Genomic DNA, 16,027 nt, shown 5'->3' on the forward strand with positions numbered 1-16,027 from the left:
GCGCCTCCCGGCCGGGCCGTCCGGTACGTTCCGCGTTCCTGATGGCGCGTCAGGATAGGTGCGGGACCCGCGGAAGGCCAGAGCCTCGCCGCGCACGGGGGCCCGCGGAGGCGGCTCGGACGCGGCCCGTGGCGCTCGTCGGTCCCGGCAGCCGCCGTCCGCCGGACTCATCCGCCCCCGTGGGCGTGCTCCAGCGCCTTCCGCAGCCGGCCGAGACCCTCGCGGATCTCCTCCGGGGAGTGCGTCACGAACGACAGCCGAGCGGCGGTGGCGTCCGGCGGCCCGGCGAAGAACGGCGCCCCGGGGACGTAGGCGACATCGTGCCGCACCACCTGGGGCAGCAGCGCCGTGGCGTCGTACCCCTGCGGCAGCGTCGCCCACACGAACATCCCGCCCGCCGGACGGTTCCACCGCGAGCCCTCGGGCAGCGCCTCGGACAGTCCGTCGACCAGCGCGTCGCGCCGCGCGTGGTAGGCCGTGCGCACCCGTATCAGATGCGCGTCCAGGTCGGCGACCGCCAGATACCGCGCCGCGGCGGCCTGGTCGACGGTCGAGGTGTGCAGATCGGCGGCCTGCTTGGCGATCACACAGGCGCGCCGCAGCGCGGCCGGTGCGCGCAGCGTCCCCAGCCGCAGCCCGGGCGCCATCACCTTGGAGAACGAGCCGAGCAGCGCCGTGCGGTCCTCGGCCCCGGGGAAGGAGGCGACCCACGGCACCGGTTCGCCCTCGAAGCGCAGCTCGCCGTACGGATCGTCCTCGGCTATCCACAGGCCGCGCCGGGCGGCGATCTCGGCCACCGCGGCCCGGCGGTCGGCGGACAGCGTACGACCGGTCGGATTCTGGAACGTCGGCACGAGGTAGAGCAGCTTGGGCCGCTCGCGCGCGGTGATCTCGTCCAGCGCGACCGGGTCCAGCCCCTCGTCGTCGGTCGGCACCGGCACCACCCGGGCGCCGGCGAAGGAGAAGATCTGCAACGCGGCGAGGTAGCAGGGGTCCTCGACCAGCACCACGTCGCCGGGCTCCAGCAGGGCCGTGGCCAGCAGCGTCAGCCCCTGCTGGGAGCCGGTGGTCACGAGCAGGTCGTCGGCGCCGGTGGCCAGCCCCCGCGCGGTGGTACGCGCCGCGACGGCCGCGCGCAGCTCCGGATCGCCCTCCGTCGTGGAGTACTGCAGCGCGCGCGACGGGTCCTCGGCCAGAACCTGGGCGAAGGCGGCCGCGATGCCCTCCGCGTCGAACAGCTCGGGCGCGGGCAGCCCGCCGGCGAACGAGATGACCTCGGGCCGGGCGGTGAGCGCCAGGATCTCGCGCACCGGCGAACCACCGGTACGCGCCGCCCGGGAGGCGAGCCCGGGCACGGGGACACCCGCCCGGCCACCTGGTGCGTCCGGCATGACGACTCCCCTCGCTACTGGTCCGCGCGACGCCTGAGCGGCAGACGACACGAGCTTAGGCGGGGCGGTCGGGGGTGCACAGGTTTTCCACAGGGCGAACCCGGCCCCGGCCGGAGGCGCCGAATGGCACGGTGCCGGGGTGGGCCGCGCGGGACGCCCCGCGGCAGCCGCACCCCTGGCGCCAGATCTGACGGAGCGTCAAACTTGCTTCCCCGTAACTGCCGTCGCCCCGGGAGGACCGTCATGAGCGAGGCCAGTGATCTGGAGACCTATGCCCGGCTGGCCGGTGCGGGCCCCTACGGTGTGCGCCCGGGGCATGCGCTCATCACGATGGTGGAGCCGCACCCCGGACAGGAGCGCGCCTACAACCGCTGGTACGAGGACGACCACTTCATCGCCGGGGCCATGGCCATGCCGTGGATGTACGCGGGCCGCCGATGGGTGGCGACGCGCGACCTCCAGCTCCTGCGGTATCCGGTGGAGTCCGCGGTCGCCGATCCCGTGACAAGCGGGTGTTATATCTCGACATACTGGGTCACGGAGGGGCGCTATTCCGAACACCTGAAGTGGAGTGTGGGAATCAATCAGCGCCTCCACCGCGACGGCCGCGTCCATCACGACCGGACCCATGTCTTTACGGCGTTCCACGGACACCTGGCCACGGTGTACCGCGACGGAAGCGACGGCCCCCGGGACATTCACGCGCTGAATTACCCCTACGGCGGTTTGGTCGTGGAGGTTATCGACGCCGCCGGCCCGGATCAGCGCGGGCGTCTTCTGGAGTGGCTGTGCGCGCGGCACCTTCCGGCACGGCTGTCAGGATCCCCCGCGGCCATGGTGCTGATCTTTCGCCCCCACCCATTGCCGGACGACCGAATGTCATACGTCGATCAGGTCGCCGGCGTGGATACCCGGCTGACGCTTCTCTGGTTCCTGGACCGGGATCCACGCGAGTGCTGGGACGAGCACTTCACGGGGCTCGATTCCCTGGTCGCGGAAGGTGGTGCGGGGTCCGTCGAATTCGTCGCGCCGTTCATTCCCACCGTGCCGGGAACCGATCGCTATGTGGAGGAACTCCGCTGACGCGGGGCCGCCCCGTCCCGGGGGGAGGTGGCGGGTGGGGCTGCGCGACGGGCGAGGCTGAGCCCCCTCGGCCAGGACGGCGGACCAGTCGAGAGGGCTCGTATCGTGACGCGGGTGAGAAGCGTGTCAGGCGCTGCCAAGACGTCCGTGGTCGATATCCGAGAGCAGGGCCGTCCATGCCTGCGCGGAGAAGGAGAGAACCGGTCCGCGGGGGGCCTTGCTGTCGCGCACGCCGACCACGGAGTCGTCCACGCGGGCCACCTCGACGCAATTTCCGTCCTTGCCGGAGTATGTCGACTTCCGCCACATCAGATCGGTGTTGAGATTCCTCGTCATTTGCACTCCCGTGCGTTCAGGTGGGCGAGAAGTGGTGACTTCTCGGGGTGCTGATGACGCTACGCTCCAACATCGCTAACGGGAGGAGCCGCTCACTCGACTGGATGACATATGCCGGAGGGCTCTTCCTTCGCAGTGCGGTGGTGGTGTACTTTCCGGCCCGCCGGATCAGGCCGCGTACTCCTTGGCCACATCTGAGATGAATTTGCGTGTCTCGTCCGCATTCAGTGCTTGGGCCCGGAGATGTTCGTACATGATCCCGTACTTGTGCACGTCCCCGTGCTTCTCCAGGTAGAGGTCGCTGGTGACGCCTTCCAGATAGACCGTGGTCGAGTCCGAGGGGTCGTCGAACTCCAGGATGGAGAACGTCCCGGTCATCCCGGGGTGGGAGCCCACGGTGTACGGCACCACCTGGAGCGTGACGTGGGGCAGCAGGCTCAACTCGACGAGCCGCTCCAGCTGTTCGCGCATCGTCCGGCGGTCCCCGACGACCCGGCGGGTGGCCGACTCGTCGATCACGGCCCAGAAGCGGAGCGGGGCCTCGGGAGCGTGCAGCCGCTGCTGCCGCTTGAGGCGCACGCCGACGCGGCTCTCGACGTCTTCCGGGGTGGCCTCGGGCCACATCCCGCGGATCACCGCCTCCGCGTACTCCGGGGTCTGGAGCAGGCCGGGCACCAGGAGTGACTCGTAGTTCCGCACGGAGAGCGCGTCGGCTTCCAGCCCGATGTAGACGCTGTAGCTCGGCGAGAGGCTCCCGAAGGCGTGCCACCAGCCCTGCTGGCGGGACTCCTTCGCCATTTGCATCAGAGATTCGACCATGTGCTGGTCGGCCACCTCGTAGACCCCGCAGAGATCGCGCACATCCCGCTGGCTGATGCTGCGGCGGCCGTTCTCCAGCCGGCTGATCTTCGACTGGGAGACCAGCAGCCGGTCCGCCACTTCTTCTGCCGTCATGCCTTTGGCCTCGCGAAGCCTGCGCAGCTCCTGGCCCAATCGGCGTCGCCTGACGGTGGGGTTGACATTGGACGCCACGCTAAGTGCACCTCCGGCTCCGTACTGCTGTTTTCTGTTCAGCAGACTGCCACCAACGGTCCGCATCGCGCTGGCAAATGGCTGGACAAGGTGGTCAGGCTGGAAATTTGGGGCCGGAACCGGTAAAGCGCGGCGGGACGGACGCAGAGGCGCGGGGTGGCGGGCCGACCGCTTTGGAGATCGGTCGGCCCGCCACCCCGCGCCGTGTGCTGCGGCTCCCGAACGGGATGTGGGGACGGTGGTGCGCGCGGTACCTGTGCGCGGGCACCGCCTGTATGGGTGCTGTCGATGGCGCGGAACGGCGTCCGCCGAGGTCAGCGGGCGCCCACCCGGGCCATCCTGCCGTGGCCGTGCCGCGACTGGCCCGGCGCGCCGGCCGGTTCCGCGGCGGCCCGGGCCGCCGGTTGCCGTACCGGTGCCACGGCGGCGGCCTGCGGCCTCCGGGGCTGGGCCCCGACGCCGTTCTGCACATCCATGACGGCGTGTGCGACCAGCCCGCCCATCGGGTCGTGGCGGATCAGGTCCCGGAGACGGGAGCGCGATGACCGCCCTTCGTTCCCGGGGTACAGATGCTTGCCGAGCCCGACCGCATGGGCCAGCGCGGCCAGCGCCGCGGTCCGCGGGTCCGGGGGTACGCCGGTGCGGATCGCGTTGTCCAGCCGGGTCCTGATCTCCCGGCTGATGGCCGTCTCCGTCGCCTGGTAGCGCGTCGTCGGCAATACCCCGCACATCTGGCCCGCCACGGCATGCACCATGCCGCACCGTTCGAGATGCGTGAGGTAGGTCTGGCGCAGCCCGAGTCGGGGCCCGCCGATCCAGTGGACCGCACGCACCGGACTGCCGCGTCGGCGCAGCAATTCGAGCGCGGAGTCCAGTGTTGGATCTCCTGTCGGCCGTGCCATCACCACGGCGATACGATCCCCGTCTGGGGCTATCCGTCCTGCCAGAGCCAGCTCTACTAGCTGGGCCCCGGCCAGGCCGAGGTCGAGCGACTGCGGCTGCGCTGTGGTGCCCGTGGCCGGGTCCAAAGCCAGCAGCAGAAGCTCCTCCGGAATTGTTCTGCGGCTCCTGCCCATCCATGCCTCCCCGCGTGGATGAATGACAGGGTGACCCCTCTCACATTCATCTGTCGAGGGTGCGTGGGGGGTTCGGTAGGGAACCGGTAGGTATGTCGTTCTCGTCTTGCACGTCGGCGACATCTTTCTGCGGGGTGTGACGCGTCCTGTTACGCGTGGCGGCGAGATGGTGCACCGCATACACAGGGACACTTGGAAACACTGGGCCAAGGCAGGCAGTGCGACAAATGAAGGAGACATCGGTGGCGGGCGAGTCCCCCGACAAGTCGGACAAGAAGCAGTCGTCGGGGGAGACGGCGCGGAGCGAACGTGATCCGCGCCTGTCCGCCTTCCGCCGTGAGCCGGACGAGCCGGCGAAGAAGCAGGAACCGGGGGCGGGGGAGGACGCGCGCCCGGAGGAGGGCGCCTCGAAGAAGGACGGTCCGAAGAAGGACGGTTCCAACGGGCCGAAGGGCGGTGCGCAGGGCGTGAACGGCGCGAAGTCCTCGGCCGGGGCGACATCGAAGCCGAAGTCCGAGGAGTCGGCATCCGGGAAGTCGAAGTCGGAGAAGCCGGCGTCCGGGAAGTCGGCGTCCGCGGAGACGCCGGAGGCCGCGGGCGGGGCGAAGGCCGTGGAGCCCTCCGAGGGGGAGGCTGCGGGCTCGTCCGAGGCATCCGGGGGAAGTGGCGCCTCCGAGGCCGCTGAGGCGTCTCAGGGGGCCGCTGAGGGCGATGGGGGCGGTGAGGGTGGCGACGACCGCCTCCGCGCCGCTGTGGCCGCCTGGGTCGCGGGGACGGACGACGAGGCCGAGGGCGACGCCGAAGGTGACGGCGACGCGGCCGCGGTGGAGGAGTCGAAGCCGGCGGCCGCCGGTGCCGACGCAAAGCCGAAGTCCGACGCGAAGCCGAAGCCGGAGGCCGACCCGGACGCGAAGGCCGAGGTGGAGGCGGACGCGAAGTCCGAGGCCAAGAAGGAGTCCGAGGCCGAGCCGGAGTCGGAGGAGGCCACCTCGTCCGAGGCCGGGGCCGGTGCCGCGTCGGTGCCGCGGCAGGCCGGGGCCGTCGATCAGCCGACCGCCGTGTTCAAGACCACCGGGGCGCGGAAGGGCAAGCCCGCCGGTGCGGAGAACAAAGACGGCAAGGACGGCAAGGACGGCGCGGCGGACGAGGGCGCGGGTGACGGCGGTGACGCCGACGAGGCGCCGGTCGATGACGCGACCCGGGTGTTTGCCATTGCGAAGCTGAAGCTGAAGGGGAAGGGTGCGGCGGCCGAGTCCGTCGACCAGGCGACCACCGCGTTCAAGATCAACCCGCAGGCCAAGGCCAAGGCCAAGGACGAGGACGCGGCCAAGGGCAAGCCCGGGAGCACCGGCAAGGCCGATGCCAAGGAGGACCCCAAGGCCAAGGACGAGCCCAAGGCCAAGGAGGACCCCAAGAGCACGGCCAAGGCCGAGGCCAAGGACACCTCCGACGGTGACGGCGGGGCCGGTGCCAAGAAGGACGGCGACGCCAAGGGCGACGCCAAGAAGGACGGCGACGCGGAGAAGGGCGCCGGCGGCAAGGCGAAGGGCGCGCCCGAGCGGGACTCGGAGCGGACCAGCCAGTTCGTGGCGCTGAAGTCGGCGGACGACGGTACGGCGGGCAGGTCGCTGGGCAAGACGGCGCCCAGGACGCCGGCCCGTACGCCCGACAAGGCCTCGGACAAGGCGTCTGACAAGACGGACGACAAGGCCGAGGGCAAGGCCGCGGAGAAGCCCGCGGACAAGGCGTCGGAGAAGCCCGCCGACAAGCCCTCGGGCAAGGGCGCGGGCGCGGGCACGTCCTCGGACGCGGCGGCCGCGAAGTCCGCCGGTGCGGCGGATGGCAAGGCCGCCGAGAAGCCCGCGCAGAAGTCGCCGGAGAAGCCGGCGGCCAAGGCGCCCGGTGCGCCGCCCGCCGCCAAGCCGGCCGCGGCACCGTCCGCCGAGGCCACGGGTGCGTCGGCGGCAGCCGGGCTGACCGACTCGGAGCGGACCAAGCAGGAGCCGCTGCCGCCGCTCGACCTCCTGGCGCAGCTCACCAACACCCCGCCGCCGGCCGAGACGCCGCTGCGCACGGTCGTCCGCCGCTTCAAGATCTGGACCCCGCTGGCGGTGCTGCTGGCGATCGTGTTCGTGGTCGCCCAGGCGGTGCGTCCGCTGCCCAACCCGACGCTCACCGTCGGCGACGCCAAGTCCTCGTTCACCTTCGAGGGCGGCAAGCTCACCATCCCGTGGCCCGACCAGGGGCAGGCCGCGATCAAGGTGGTGGGCTCCGGGGACCTGGGCACGTTCGGCCCGCAGAAGCCGGTGCCGACGGCGAGCGTGGCCAAGATCATGACGGCCTACGTCATCCTCCGGGACCACCCGCTCAAGAAGGACGAGAAGGGCCCGCAGATCAAGGTCGACGCCAAGGCGGTGGCCGAGGGCGGCTCCACGAGCGAGTCCCGGATCGAGGGGCTCAAGGCGGGGCAGAAGTTCAGCCAGCAGGACATGCTGAAGATGCTGATGATCCCGTCCGGCAACAACATTGCCCGGCTGCTGGCCCGTTGGGACACCAACTCCGACAACGAGACGGCGTTCGTCAAGAAGATGAACGCCGCCGCCAAGGAGCTGGGCATGAAGAACACCACCTACACCGACCCCAGCGGCCTGGACCCCAAGACCGTCAGCACCGCCGTCGACCAGCTCAAGCTGGCCGAGGCCGTGATGAAGTTCGACGCCTTCCGGCCGATCGTCGCCATGACCAACGCCGACATCCCGGGCCTGCCGGAGCGGATCAACAGCAACATCGACAACCTGCTGCTGGCCGGACTGAGCATCAAGGGCATCAAGACCGGCTCCAGCACGGCGGCCGGCGGCACGCTGTCCTGGGCGGCCTACAAGACCGTCGACGGCAAGGACCGGCTGATACTGGGCACGATGATGGACCAGCACTTCAAGGGGCTGGACCCCAACGGCTCCAACAGCCTCACGCTGGTCAAGAACAACAGCCAGAAGGTCATCGAGGCCGTGCGCGACGCGCTGAACTCGGCCACGGCGGTGAAGAAGGGCCAGGTCGTCGGGTATGTCGACGACGGTCTGAACGGGCGCACGCCGGTCGTCGCCACCAAGGACCTGAAGGCGGTCGGAGTCCCGGGCCAGAAGCTGGAGTTGAGCGTCGGTGACGGGGGCAAGACCATCCCGCACACCGCCAAGGCAGGCACCGAGGTCGGGGTGCTGACCGTCGGCAACGGCCAGAGCATGCAGAAGGTGCCGGTCGCCCTGCAGAAGGACCTCGTCGAGCCGGGCTTCGGCGCGAAGCTGGTCCGCATCGGGTGAGCGATCCGGGGGCTCCGGGCGGCCGGCCCGGAGCCCCCCCGCACACCGGGCCGCACCGCCCGCGAGCCACCCGGCCCGCCCCCTCTCCCCCGGGCCGATCGCCGGTCCGCCTCTGCTCGTGAGCCTGTCTTTCTGACTGTCTGTCCGTCCGTCCCGTGCGTGACCGGAGTCCGTCATCGACGTAGCGCAAGCACAGAAGACCTACGCGCCCGCAGTGGCCGCCCGCGGCGCGTGGGCGGCACGGAGCGCGGTGGTGCTGGCGCCCTCCGGGCTGATGCTGCTCCTGGGCGCCTGGGGCATCCGCCGGCAGGACGCCGTCTGGCGGGACGAGGCGGTCACCTACGACATGGCGCACCGCGGCCTGGCCGACCTGTGGCCCACGCTCCAGCAGGTCGATGTCGTCCACGGCCTGTACTACGCGCTGATGCACTGCTGGTTCCTGGTCTACGACGCCACCCTCGGCGACGCCCTCGGCGCGGTCATCGGCCTGCGGCTGCCGTCCGTGGCCGCGATGACGGCGGCCGCCGCGGGGGTCGCCCTGCTGGGGCAGCGCCTGGTCGGCCGGCGGGCGGGGCTGCTGGCGGGCCTGACCTTCGCGCTGATCCCCGTCGTGCAGCAGTACGCGCAGGAGGGGCGCTCGTACGCCGCGGTCTGCGCGCTGGTCGTCTGGGCCGGCTATCTGCTCGTCCTGGCCGGCGCCCGCCCGCGCCGCCGGCTGTGGCTCGGCTACACGGCGCTGATGCTGCTCGCCTGCCTGCTGCACGAGTTCGCCTCGCTGGCGCTGCCCGCGCACGGCGCCGCGGTGGTGCTGGCCCGGCTGCCCCGCCGCGTGCTGCGCGCCTGGCTGCTCTGCGCGGCGACCGTCCTCGGCTGCCTGGCGCCGCTCGCCGTCTTCAGCACCCGGCAGTCGGCGCAGATCAGCTGGCTCATGTGGCCCGACCCCGTCCAGCTGCTGACCTTCGCCGTGCTGGCGGTCCTCGGCCTTGCCTGCGCCCGCGTCCCGATCCGCTCCCGCGGCCCGATCGGCCTGCGCGCCCTGGGCATCCCGCTGCTCCTGCTGCCCACCCTCCTGCTGCTGCTCCTCTCCCATGTCGAGCCGGCCTACGTGGACCGCTACGTCCTCTACTACGTCGTCGGGTTCGCGCTGCTGGCGGGCGCGGCGCTGGCCCGGCTGCTGCGGCCGGCCGGTGAACAGGGCCAGACCCGGGGCCGGCGGCTGCGCCGGACGCTGGCGGTGGCGCTGGTGGTGACGGCGCTGCTGCCCGTGGACGTCCATCTGCGCAGCCCGGACAGCCGGGTCGACGATGTCACCGCGGTCGCCCGGGAGGTGCGGGCGATGTCCGAGCCCGGCGACGGGCTGCTGTTCATGCCCGCCCGGCGGCGGATCTGGCGCGCGACCCAGCCGCACGACTTCCGGGGGCTGCACGATCTCGCGCTGGCGCAGAGCCCGCGGGCCTCGCACACCCTCTACGGCATCGAGCGGTCCGGCGACGCGATCCGCGCGCGGATGCTGACCGCCCGCCGGATCGTCGTCGCCGGCGACCCGGACGGCGCGACGGACGACGACAACGACCAGGAGCTCGCCAAACGGGCCACGCTGCACGACGCGTTCACGGTCTGCCGCAGCACGGAGGTCCGGGGCGCCCGGATCACGCTGTACGGGCGGCCGGGGACGTGCCAAGGGGGCGGGTAGCGGGCGGCGGCGGCTTCAGGAGGCTCGGGGCCGTCGTGCGGGCCCCGGGGGAAGCCTCCGTCGGCGGGTCTCCCGGAGGGGGCCGCGAGCGGTGTGGCCCCCCCGGGCGGGCGCGGCGCTGTACGCCGGAATGGTCATCACTCCGGTGTCCGCCGCGAGTCTTCGGTGACTGTCGAAGGGCCTCCGGCCTACGGTGCCCGTATGAGTAGCTCCCCGGAGTACGCCACCTTCCACTTCCACGCGCTGCACCACGCCGATCAGCCGCTGCTGCTGCCCAACGCCTGGGATGTCACCTCGGCCCTCGCACTCGCCGGGGCCGGGTACGCGGCGGTCGGCACGACGAGCCTGGGCGTCGCCGCGGCTCTGGGCTGCCCGGACGGGGAGGCCCGCCCCGAGGTCAGGGAGGCGACGCTGGCCCTGGCGCGGCGGCTCTCGGGCCGGCTGGCCTGCCCCTACACCGTCGACATCGAGGGGGGATTCGGCGGTGACATCGGACAAGTGAGCCAGCTGGCGGCCGAGTTGGCGGAGGCCGGGGCCGCGGGGCTGAACCTGGAGGACGGTCTGCCGGGCGGCGAGGGGCTGCAGGACCCGGTGCGCCAGGCGGAGTTGATCAGCGCGCTGAAGGAGCGTGCGCCGGGCCTGTTCCTCAACGCCCGGGTCGACACCCACTGGCTGGCGGACGCGCCGCCGCCGCTGTCGGTGACACTCGCCCGGGCCGAGAGCTATCTCGCGGCGGGCGCGGACGGCATCTTCGTGCCGGGGGTCACCGCCGACGAGGACGTGTCGGTGCTGGCCGCCGAGATCCCCGCCCCGCTGAACATCCTCTTCGCGCCGGGGCGGCACACCGTCGGCCGGCTGGCGGAGCTGGGGGTGCGCCGCATCAGCACCGGCTCGCTGCTCTTCCGCACGGCCCTGCAGGCCACCCTCACGGCGGCGGACGCCATCCGGACGGCCCGGCGCCCGGAGGACGCGGCGGGCGGCGAGGTGATGGGGTACCAGGAGGTGCAGCGCCTGGTGGGGGAGGAGTAGCCCGCGGGGAGGGCGGGGCGTTCGGTGCGGTGGGGCGGCGGCTCAGGCCTGCCGGCCCCGGGTTCCGCTGCGCCGGCGGTGCAGGGCGGTGGCGACGCCGGCCACGCCCAGCGCGCCCACGCCGCCGAGCAGACCCGCCTTGGGCAGGTGGCCGGCCTTCTCGGCCAGTCCGGCCAGCCCGTTGTCGGGCAGCATGATCGATGTCCGGCTCTCCGTGGGTGCGGTGGAGTCGGCGGCGAAGGCGGCGCCCGTGGGAAGCAGCAGGACGGCCAGCGCGCCGGTCGCGACGGCTGCGGTGCGGATCATGGAGCGGTACTGGGCCCGCATGGGTACTCCTCGTCATGGGCGACGCGCGGCCGCCCTGGGGTCAGGTACAGGAGGCACGGTACGGAGCATCCTTAACGGCAATCCGTAGGTTGTGTAACAGTCCGCAAGATCTCTGGGATCGGTCCTGTGAAGGCCTCGCCCGTTCGGCCCAGTCGAAGGCCGCAAAAGCCGCGAGTGGCCACGCAATGGCCGATCCGGAGATTCCGCTCGTCGCCCCGTTGGATAGCGTGATGCAGGGCTACGTCCGCATATCCGATGAATTGCCGCTGCGGTGATCGTCCGGGCACCCGGCCCGGTACGGCAGGGCGCGGTGCGGCGAGGCGGCGAGACGGCGAAGGCGGTGGCGACGAGATGCGACGGCTGCGATCACGCACGGCGCCGGCCTCCCGCTCCGTCACCGCCCTGACCTCGCGCACCGCCACCTCGGCCGCCCTCGCCGCCGCCCTCGCCCTCCTCGCCGGCTGCACGAACCTGGAGGGCCTGCAGAGCGAGGGGCGCGCCAGGGACGTGGACGCGCCGCTGGTGCTGTGGCCCGGCTACTCGCCCGCCCCGCCCAGCCGCAACGAGAATCCGGCGGTGCTGGTGCCCGTCCCCGGCGTCCCGCGGATCCCCGGGGGCAGCATGGCCGCCGCGAAACCGCTCGCCGTCCTGGACGCGGACATCGCCGCGCAGGGCCGGACCCCGCCCGCCCCGAGCGCGGTCCGCCCGCCCGCGCTGCACGACCTCACGGCCGACGGCGAGCCCGATCTGCTCATGGCCGTCAACCTCGGGCCGCGCACCAGCGAACTGCGGGTCTACGCCGTCCGCAAGACGGTGGTGACCCGGATCCTGGTGCTGCGCGGGGTGCTGGCCGGGGTCGAGCTGGCCGCGGGGCATCTCGCCGTCCGCGAGCCCACCAAGGACCCGCGCTACGTCAGCGTCACCGACTACGTCTGGGACGGCCACGAGATGGACCTGTGGAACCTCACCCTCGACGACGCCCGCACCCCGCAGACCCCGCAGGCCGTCGGCGGCAGCCCGTGAGGCCGCCGGCGGTCTCCCTCCGCTGGAAGATCGCGCTGACCGTGATGGCGGTGAGCTGCGCGGTCGCCGCCGTCCTCGGGGTGCTCGTGCACAACGCGGTGGCCCGTCAGACGGTCGGCCAGGTGCGCAAGGAGGCCCGCGCGAACCTGGACACCGCCCTGAACCTGTTCGAGTACGGCACCTCCCGGGAGGGCCTCAACTCGCTGCTCGACCCGCCCGAACTGCCCGCGCCGCTGCGCCGGCTGGCGCGCTCCGGCCGGCACGGCACCATGGTCGGCAGCTACCACGGCCGTTCCGTCATGTGGGCGGCGGCGCCGGCCGACGGCCAGGTCATGGCGGTCTGGACGCCCTACGGCACCGTCCACCGCTCGCTGGACAACTTCGACACCGCCATCCTCGGCTCGGCCGTGCTCGCCGCCACGACGGTCGCCCTGGCCGGGCTCTTCCTGGCGCAGCGCATCAGCCGCCGGCTGGGCACCACGGCGGCGGTCGCCCGCCGTATCACCGCCGGCGACCTGGACGCCCGGGTCGGCGACGGTGCCGGCCGGGGGCCGGGCGGCCGGGCGGCGGGGCAGGACGAGGTGGCGGCGGTGGCCGCGGCGCTGGACTCGGTGGCCGGCTCGCTGCAGAGCCGCCTGCAGGCCGAGCAGCGCTTCACCGCCGATGTCGCGCACGAGCTGCGCACGCCGCTGACCGGCATCCTCGCCTCGGCCGAGCTGCTGCCGGAGGGCCGCCCCAAGGAGATGATCAATGACCGGCTGCGGGCGCTGCGCCGGCTCACCGAGGACCTGCTGGAGATCTCCCGGCTCGACTCGGGCACCGAGCACGCGGACCTCTCCGCCTACGACCTCGGGGACCTGGTCCGCCGCTGCGTCGCCGCCACCGCGCTCGACACCGAGGTGCGGATCGCCGCCGACGCGGTCGTGGAGACCGACCGGCGCCGCCTGGACCGGATCCTCGCCAACCTCGTCATCAACGCGCACCGGCACGGCCGGGCCCCCGTCGTCGTCACCGTCGACGCCGCGGCCGGGCCCCGGCCGACCATCGAGGTGCGTGATCACGGCCCCGGCTACCCGCCCGACCTGCTGCACCACGGCCCGCAGCGCTTCCGCACCGACGCCCCGGGCCGCGGCCGGGGCCACGGGCTGGGCCTGACCATCGCCGTCGGCCACTCCGCCGTGCTGGGCATCGACGTCCGCTTCACCAACGCCCCCGACGGCGGCGCCCGCACCCTGCTGCGGCTGCCGCGGAGCGCCGTCGTCGAATGAGGTCACGCCACCGGGGGCGGTGGCGCGTCACCGGTCGTTCCTCACCAGCCGCCTCACCAGTCGATGTCGTCCGGCGGCTCCGGGAGGTCCTCGTCCTCGGGCTCGGGGGGCAGGTGGCCGCCACCGGGGCCGTTGCCCGTGGGGGCCGCGGGAGTCCGGGGGGCCTCGGCCGGTGCCGTGGAGCCGGCGGGTGTGGTCCCGGTGGCCTCGGCGCCCTCGGCGCCGTCGTGCGGGTCGCGTCCCGCCAGTACCTCCAGGATCTGCGCGCCGTACTTCGCGAGCTTGTTCTCGCCGACGCCGTTGACCGAGCCCAGCTCGGCCGTCGTCGTGGGCCGGAGGGTGGCGATCTCCCGCAGCGTGGCGTCGTGGAAGATGACATACGCCGGGACGCCCTGTTCCTTGGCCGTGCTGCCCCGCCAGCCGCGCAGCGCCTCGAAGGCCGGCACCGCCTCCGCCGGCAGATCCACCGGCGCCGCGCGCTTGCCCTTCGCCTTCGCCCGGGCCGCCCGGGCCGGCTTCTCCGGCTCCCGGCGCATCGGCACCTCGCGCCGGCCGCCCAGCACCTCGCCGCTGGCCTCCGTGAGCACCAGCGTGCCGTAGTCACCCTCGACGGCGAGCAGCCCCTGGGCCAGCAACTGCCGTACGACGCCGCGCCATTCGGCTTCCTTGAGGTCGTCCCCCACGCCGAACACGCTCAGGCCGTCGTGGTCGAACTGGATGACCTTGGCGGTCTTCTTGCCCTGAAGGATGTCGATGATCTGGCCCGCGCCGAACTTCTGCCCGCGCTCCCGCTTCAGCCGGACGATGGTGGACAGCAGCTTCTGCGCGGCCACCGTGCCGTCCCAGGTCTGCGGCGGGGCCAGGCAGGTGTCGCAGTTGCCGCACGCGGTGCTCTCCTGCCCGAAGTAGGCCAGCAGGCGCACCCGGCGGCACTCCACGGTCTCGCACAGCGCCAGCATCGAGTCGAGGTGGGCCGACAGCCGCCGCCGGTGCGCCTCGTCCCCCTCGGAGCCGTCGATCATCTTCCGCTGCTGGACCACGTCCTGCAGGCCGTAGGCCAGCCAGGCCGTCGACGGCTGGCCGTCGCGTCCGGCGCGCCCGGTCTCCTGGTAGTAGCCCTCCACCGACTTGGGCAGGTCCAGATGCGCCACGAACCGCACGTCCGGCTTGTCGATGCCCATGCCGAACGCGATGGTGGCGACCACGACCAGACCGTCCTCGCGCAGGAACCGGGACTGGTGCGTGGCACGGGTCCGGGCGTCGAGGCCCGCGTGATACGGCACCGCGGCGATGCCGTTGTCCACCAGGAACTGCGCGGTCTTCTCCACCGAGGCCCGCGACAGGCAGTAGACGATGCCCGCGTCCCCGGCGTGCTCACTGCGCAGCAGCTCCAGGAGCTGCTTCTTGGGCTCGCTCTTCGACGCGATGCGGTACTGGATGTTCGGCCGGTCGAAGCTCGCCACGAAATGGCGGGCCCGCTCCATCCGCAGCCGGGAGCTGATCTCCGTGTGGGTGGCCTCGGTCGCGGTGGCGGTCAGGGCGATCCGCGGCACCTCGGGCCAGCGCTCGTGCAGCATCGACAGCGCCAGATAGTCCGGCCGGAAGTCATGGCCCCACTGGGCGACGCAGTGTGCCTCGTCGATGGCGAAGAGCGAGATCTTTCCGCGGTCCAGCAGGCTCAGGGTCTGCTCGACCCGCAGCCGCTCGGGCGCCAGATAGAGCAGATCCAGCTCCCCGGACAGGAACTCCGCCTCGACGAGCCGCCGCTCCTCCAGATCCTGGGTCGAATTGAGGAATCCGGCCCGCACGCCGAGCGCCCGGAGGGCGTCGACCTGGTCCTGCATCAAGGCGATCAGCGGCGAGATCACCACGCCGACACCGCCCCTGACCAGGGAGGGGATCTGGTAGCACAGCGATTTGCCGCCACCGGTCGGCATCAGGACGACCGCGTCCCCGCCCCCTATGACGTGCTCGATGATCTCCTGCTGACTGCCGCGGAACGCCTCATAGCCGAACACCCGGCGCAGCACCTGCACCGCCTCGCTTGCCTCCGAAGCGCCTTCCACATCCATGTCCACGACCACTTCCACGTCCGCCAGAGCCATTCCGAAAGCCTACGAGCTTCGCGGGGGTCGCCGTCGACCCTGTGGACAACCGGCCCCGGCGGCCGGGCCGGGTCCCCGCCTGCGCCGGCACCGCGAGGTCGGTATGGGAATGGTCAAGTCCGCCGAACAAAGTGGGCAATACGCCCGCGCGGTCGTGTCGCTCTCACCTGCATAACCGACCGATGAGGCAAATACGTGTAAGTATTGGGCCGCTCAACCGACCGGAGCGAAGGCTTCGGTGTCCGGAATTGACCATTCCGATTGCGCGCCCGCCATACGCACCGCACCTTCACGCGCACCGCGAAGCACCCCGCTCCCCCCACACCCGCAGCCCCTTGCCCTCGCCA

At 72.3% G+C, this 16,027-nt stretch carries 12 protein-coding genes; 6 read left to right on the forward strand and 6 right to left on the reverse strand.

Annotated features, from left to right (window positions below):
- Window positions 1-167: 167 nt before the first annotated feature.
- Window positions 168-1,391 (reverse strand): aminotransferase-like domain-containing protein, encoded by a 1,224-nt coding sequence (locus IEY78_RS28520; RefSeq protein ID WP_189103102.1) that lies wholly within the window; start codon window positions 1,389-1,391, stop codon window positions 168-170.
- Between the two features lie 243 nt (window positions 1,392-1,634).
- Between IEY78_RS28520 and IEY78_RS28525 the strand changes: the two genes are divergently transcribed.
- The gene (locus tag IEY78_RS28525) at window positions 1,635-2,474 is read left to right on the forward strand and encodes a hypothetical protein (protein ID WP_189103104.1); all 840 of its coding nucleotides are present in this window, start codon (window positions 1,635-1,637) and stop codon (window positions 2,472-2,474) included.
- Between the two features lie 126 nt (window positions 2,475-2,600).
- On the opposite strand, the gene IEY78_RS28530 is transcribed toward IEY78_RS28525, so the two are convergent.
- The 3 genes from IEY78_RS28530 to IEY78_RS28540 all read right to left on the reverse strand — a co-directional run bounded on the left by IEY78_RS28530 (window position 2,601) and on the right by IEY78_RS28540 (window position 4,918).
- Window positions 2,601-2,810 (reverse strand): DUF397 domain-containing protein, encoded by a 210-nt coding sequence (locus tag IEY78_RS28530; RefSeq protein WP_189103106.1) that lies wholly within the window; start codon window positions 2,808-2,810, stop codon window positions 2,601-2,603.
- Between the two features lie 168 nt (window positions 2,811-2,978).
- Window positions 2,979-3,842 carry a helix-turn-helix domain-containing protein gene (locus IEY78_RS28535; protein ID WP_189103108.1) on the reverse strand — a complete coding sequence of 288 codons (864 nt, stop codon included), beginning with the start codon at window positions 3,840-3,842 and terminating at the stop codon, window positions 2,979-2,981.
- A gap of 314 nt (window positions 3,843-4,156) precedes the next feature.
- A complete protein-coding gene (locus IEY78_RS28540) occupies window positions 4,157-4,918 on the reverse strand; it encodes a GOLPH3/VPS74 family protein (protein ID WP_189103110.1) in 762 nt (253 codons plus the stop codon).
- Between the two features lie 227 nt (window positions 4,919-5,145).
- Here IEY78_RS28540 and IEY78_RS28545 point away from each other — a divergent pair, with 227 nt between their 5' ends.
- The 3 genes from IEY78_RS28545 to IEY78_RS28555 all read left to right on the forward strand — a co-directional run bounded on the left by IEY78_RS28545 (window position 5,146) and on the right by IEY78_RS28555 (window position 10,957).
- The gene (locus tag IEY78_RS28545) at window positions 5,146-8,235 is read left to right on the forward strand and encodes a D-alanyl-D-alanine carboxypeptidase (protein WP_229700220.1); all 3,090 of its coding nucleotides are present in this window, start codon (window positions 5,146-5,148) and stop codon (window positions 8,233-8,235) included.
- Between the two features lie 274 nt (window positions 8,236-8,509).
- Complete coding sequence (locus IEY78_RS28550) at window positions 8,510-9,928, forward strand: glycosyltransferase family 39 protein (RefSeq protein WP_229700225.1); 1,419 nt, start codon at window positions 8,510-8,512, stop codon at window positions 9,926-9,928.
- A gap of 201 nt (window positions 9,929-10,129) precedes the next feature.
- Window positions 10,130-10,957 (forward strand): isocitrate lyase/PEP mutase family protein, encoded by an 828-nt coding sequence (locus IEY78_RS28555; protein WP_189103112.1) that lies wholly within the window; start codon window positions 10,130-10,132, stop codon window positions 10,955-10,957.
- A 42-nt stretch (window positions 10,958-10,999) separates the two neighbouring features.
- Here IEY78_RS28555 and IEY78_RS28560 read toward each other — a convergent pair whose 3' ends face one another.
- On the reverse strand, window positions 11,000-11,284 hold the full coding sequence (locus tag IEY78_RS28560; RefSeq protein WP_189103114.1) for a hypothetical protein: 285 nt from the start codon (window positions 11,282-11,284) through the stop codon (window positions 11,000-11,002).
- 351 nt (window positions 11,285-11,635) lie between these two features.
- On the opposite strand from IEY78_RS28560, the gene IEY78_RS28565 reads away from it, so the two are divergent.
- Both IEY78_RS28565 and IEY78_RS28570 read left to right on the forward strand, forming a co-directional pair.
- Window positions 11,636-12,307 (forward strand): hypothetical protein, encoded by a 672-nt coding sequence (locus tag IEY78_RS28565; protein ID WP_229700221.1) that lies wholly within the window; start codon window positions 11,636-11,638, stop codon window positions 12,305-12,307.
- Window positions 12,304-13,575: a sensor histidine kinase gene (locus IEY78_RS28570; protein WP_189103116.1), complete on the forward strand. Its 1,272-nt coding sequence runs from the start codon at window positions 12,304-12,306 to the stop codon at window positions 13,573-13,575. Before IEY78_RS28565 ends, IEY78_RS28570 begins: the two co-directional genes overlap by 4 nt.
- 53 nt (window positions 13,576-13,628) lie before the next feature.
- Here IEY78_RS28570 and recQ read toward each other — a convergent pair whose 3' ends face one another.
- Entirely contained in the window at window positions 13,629-15,680 is a 2,052-nt protein-coding gene (recQ, locus tag IEY78_RS28575) for a DNA helicase RecQ (RefSeq protein WP_189103118.1), read from the reverse strand.
- Between the last annotated feature and the right edge of the window lie 347 nt (window positions 15,681-16,027).

The sequence above is a fragment of the Streptomyces kronopolitis genome (genome assembly GCF_014646275.1).
In the GTDB taxonomy this organism is placed as follows: Bacteria; Actinomycetota; Actinomycetes; order Streptomycetales; family Streptomycetaceae; genus Streptomyces; species Streptomyces kronopolitis.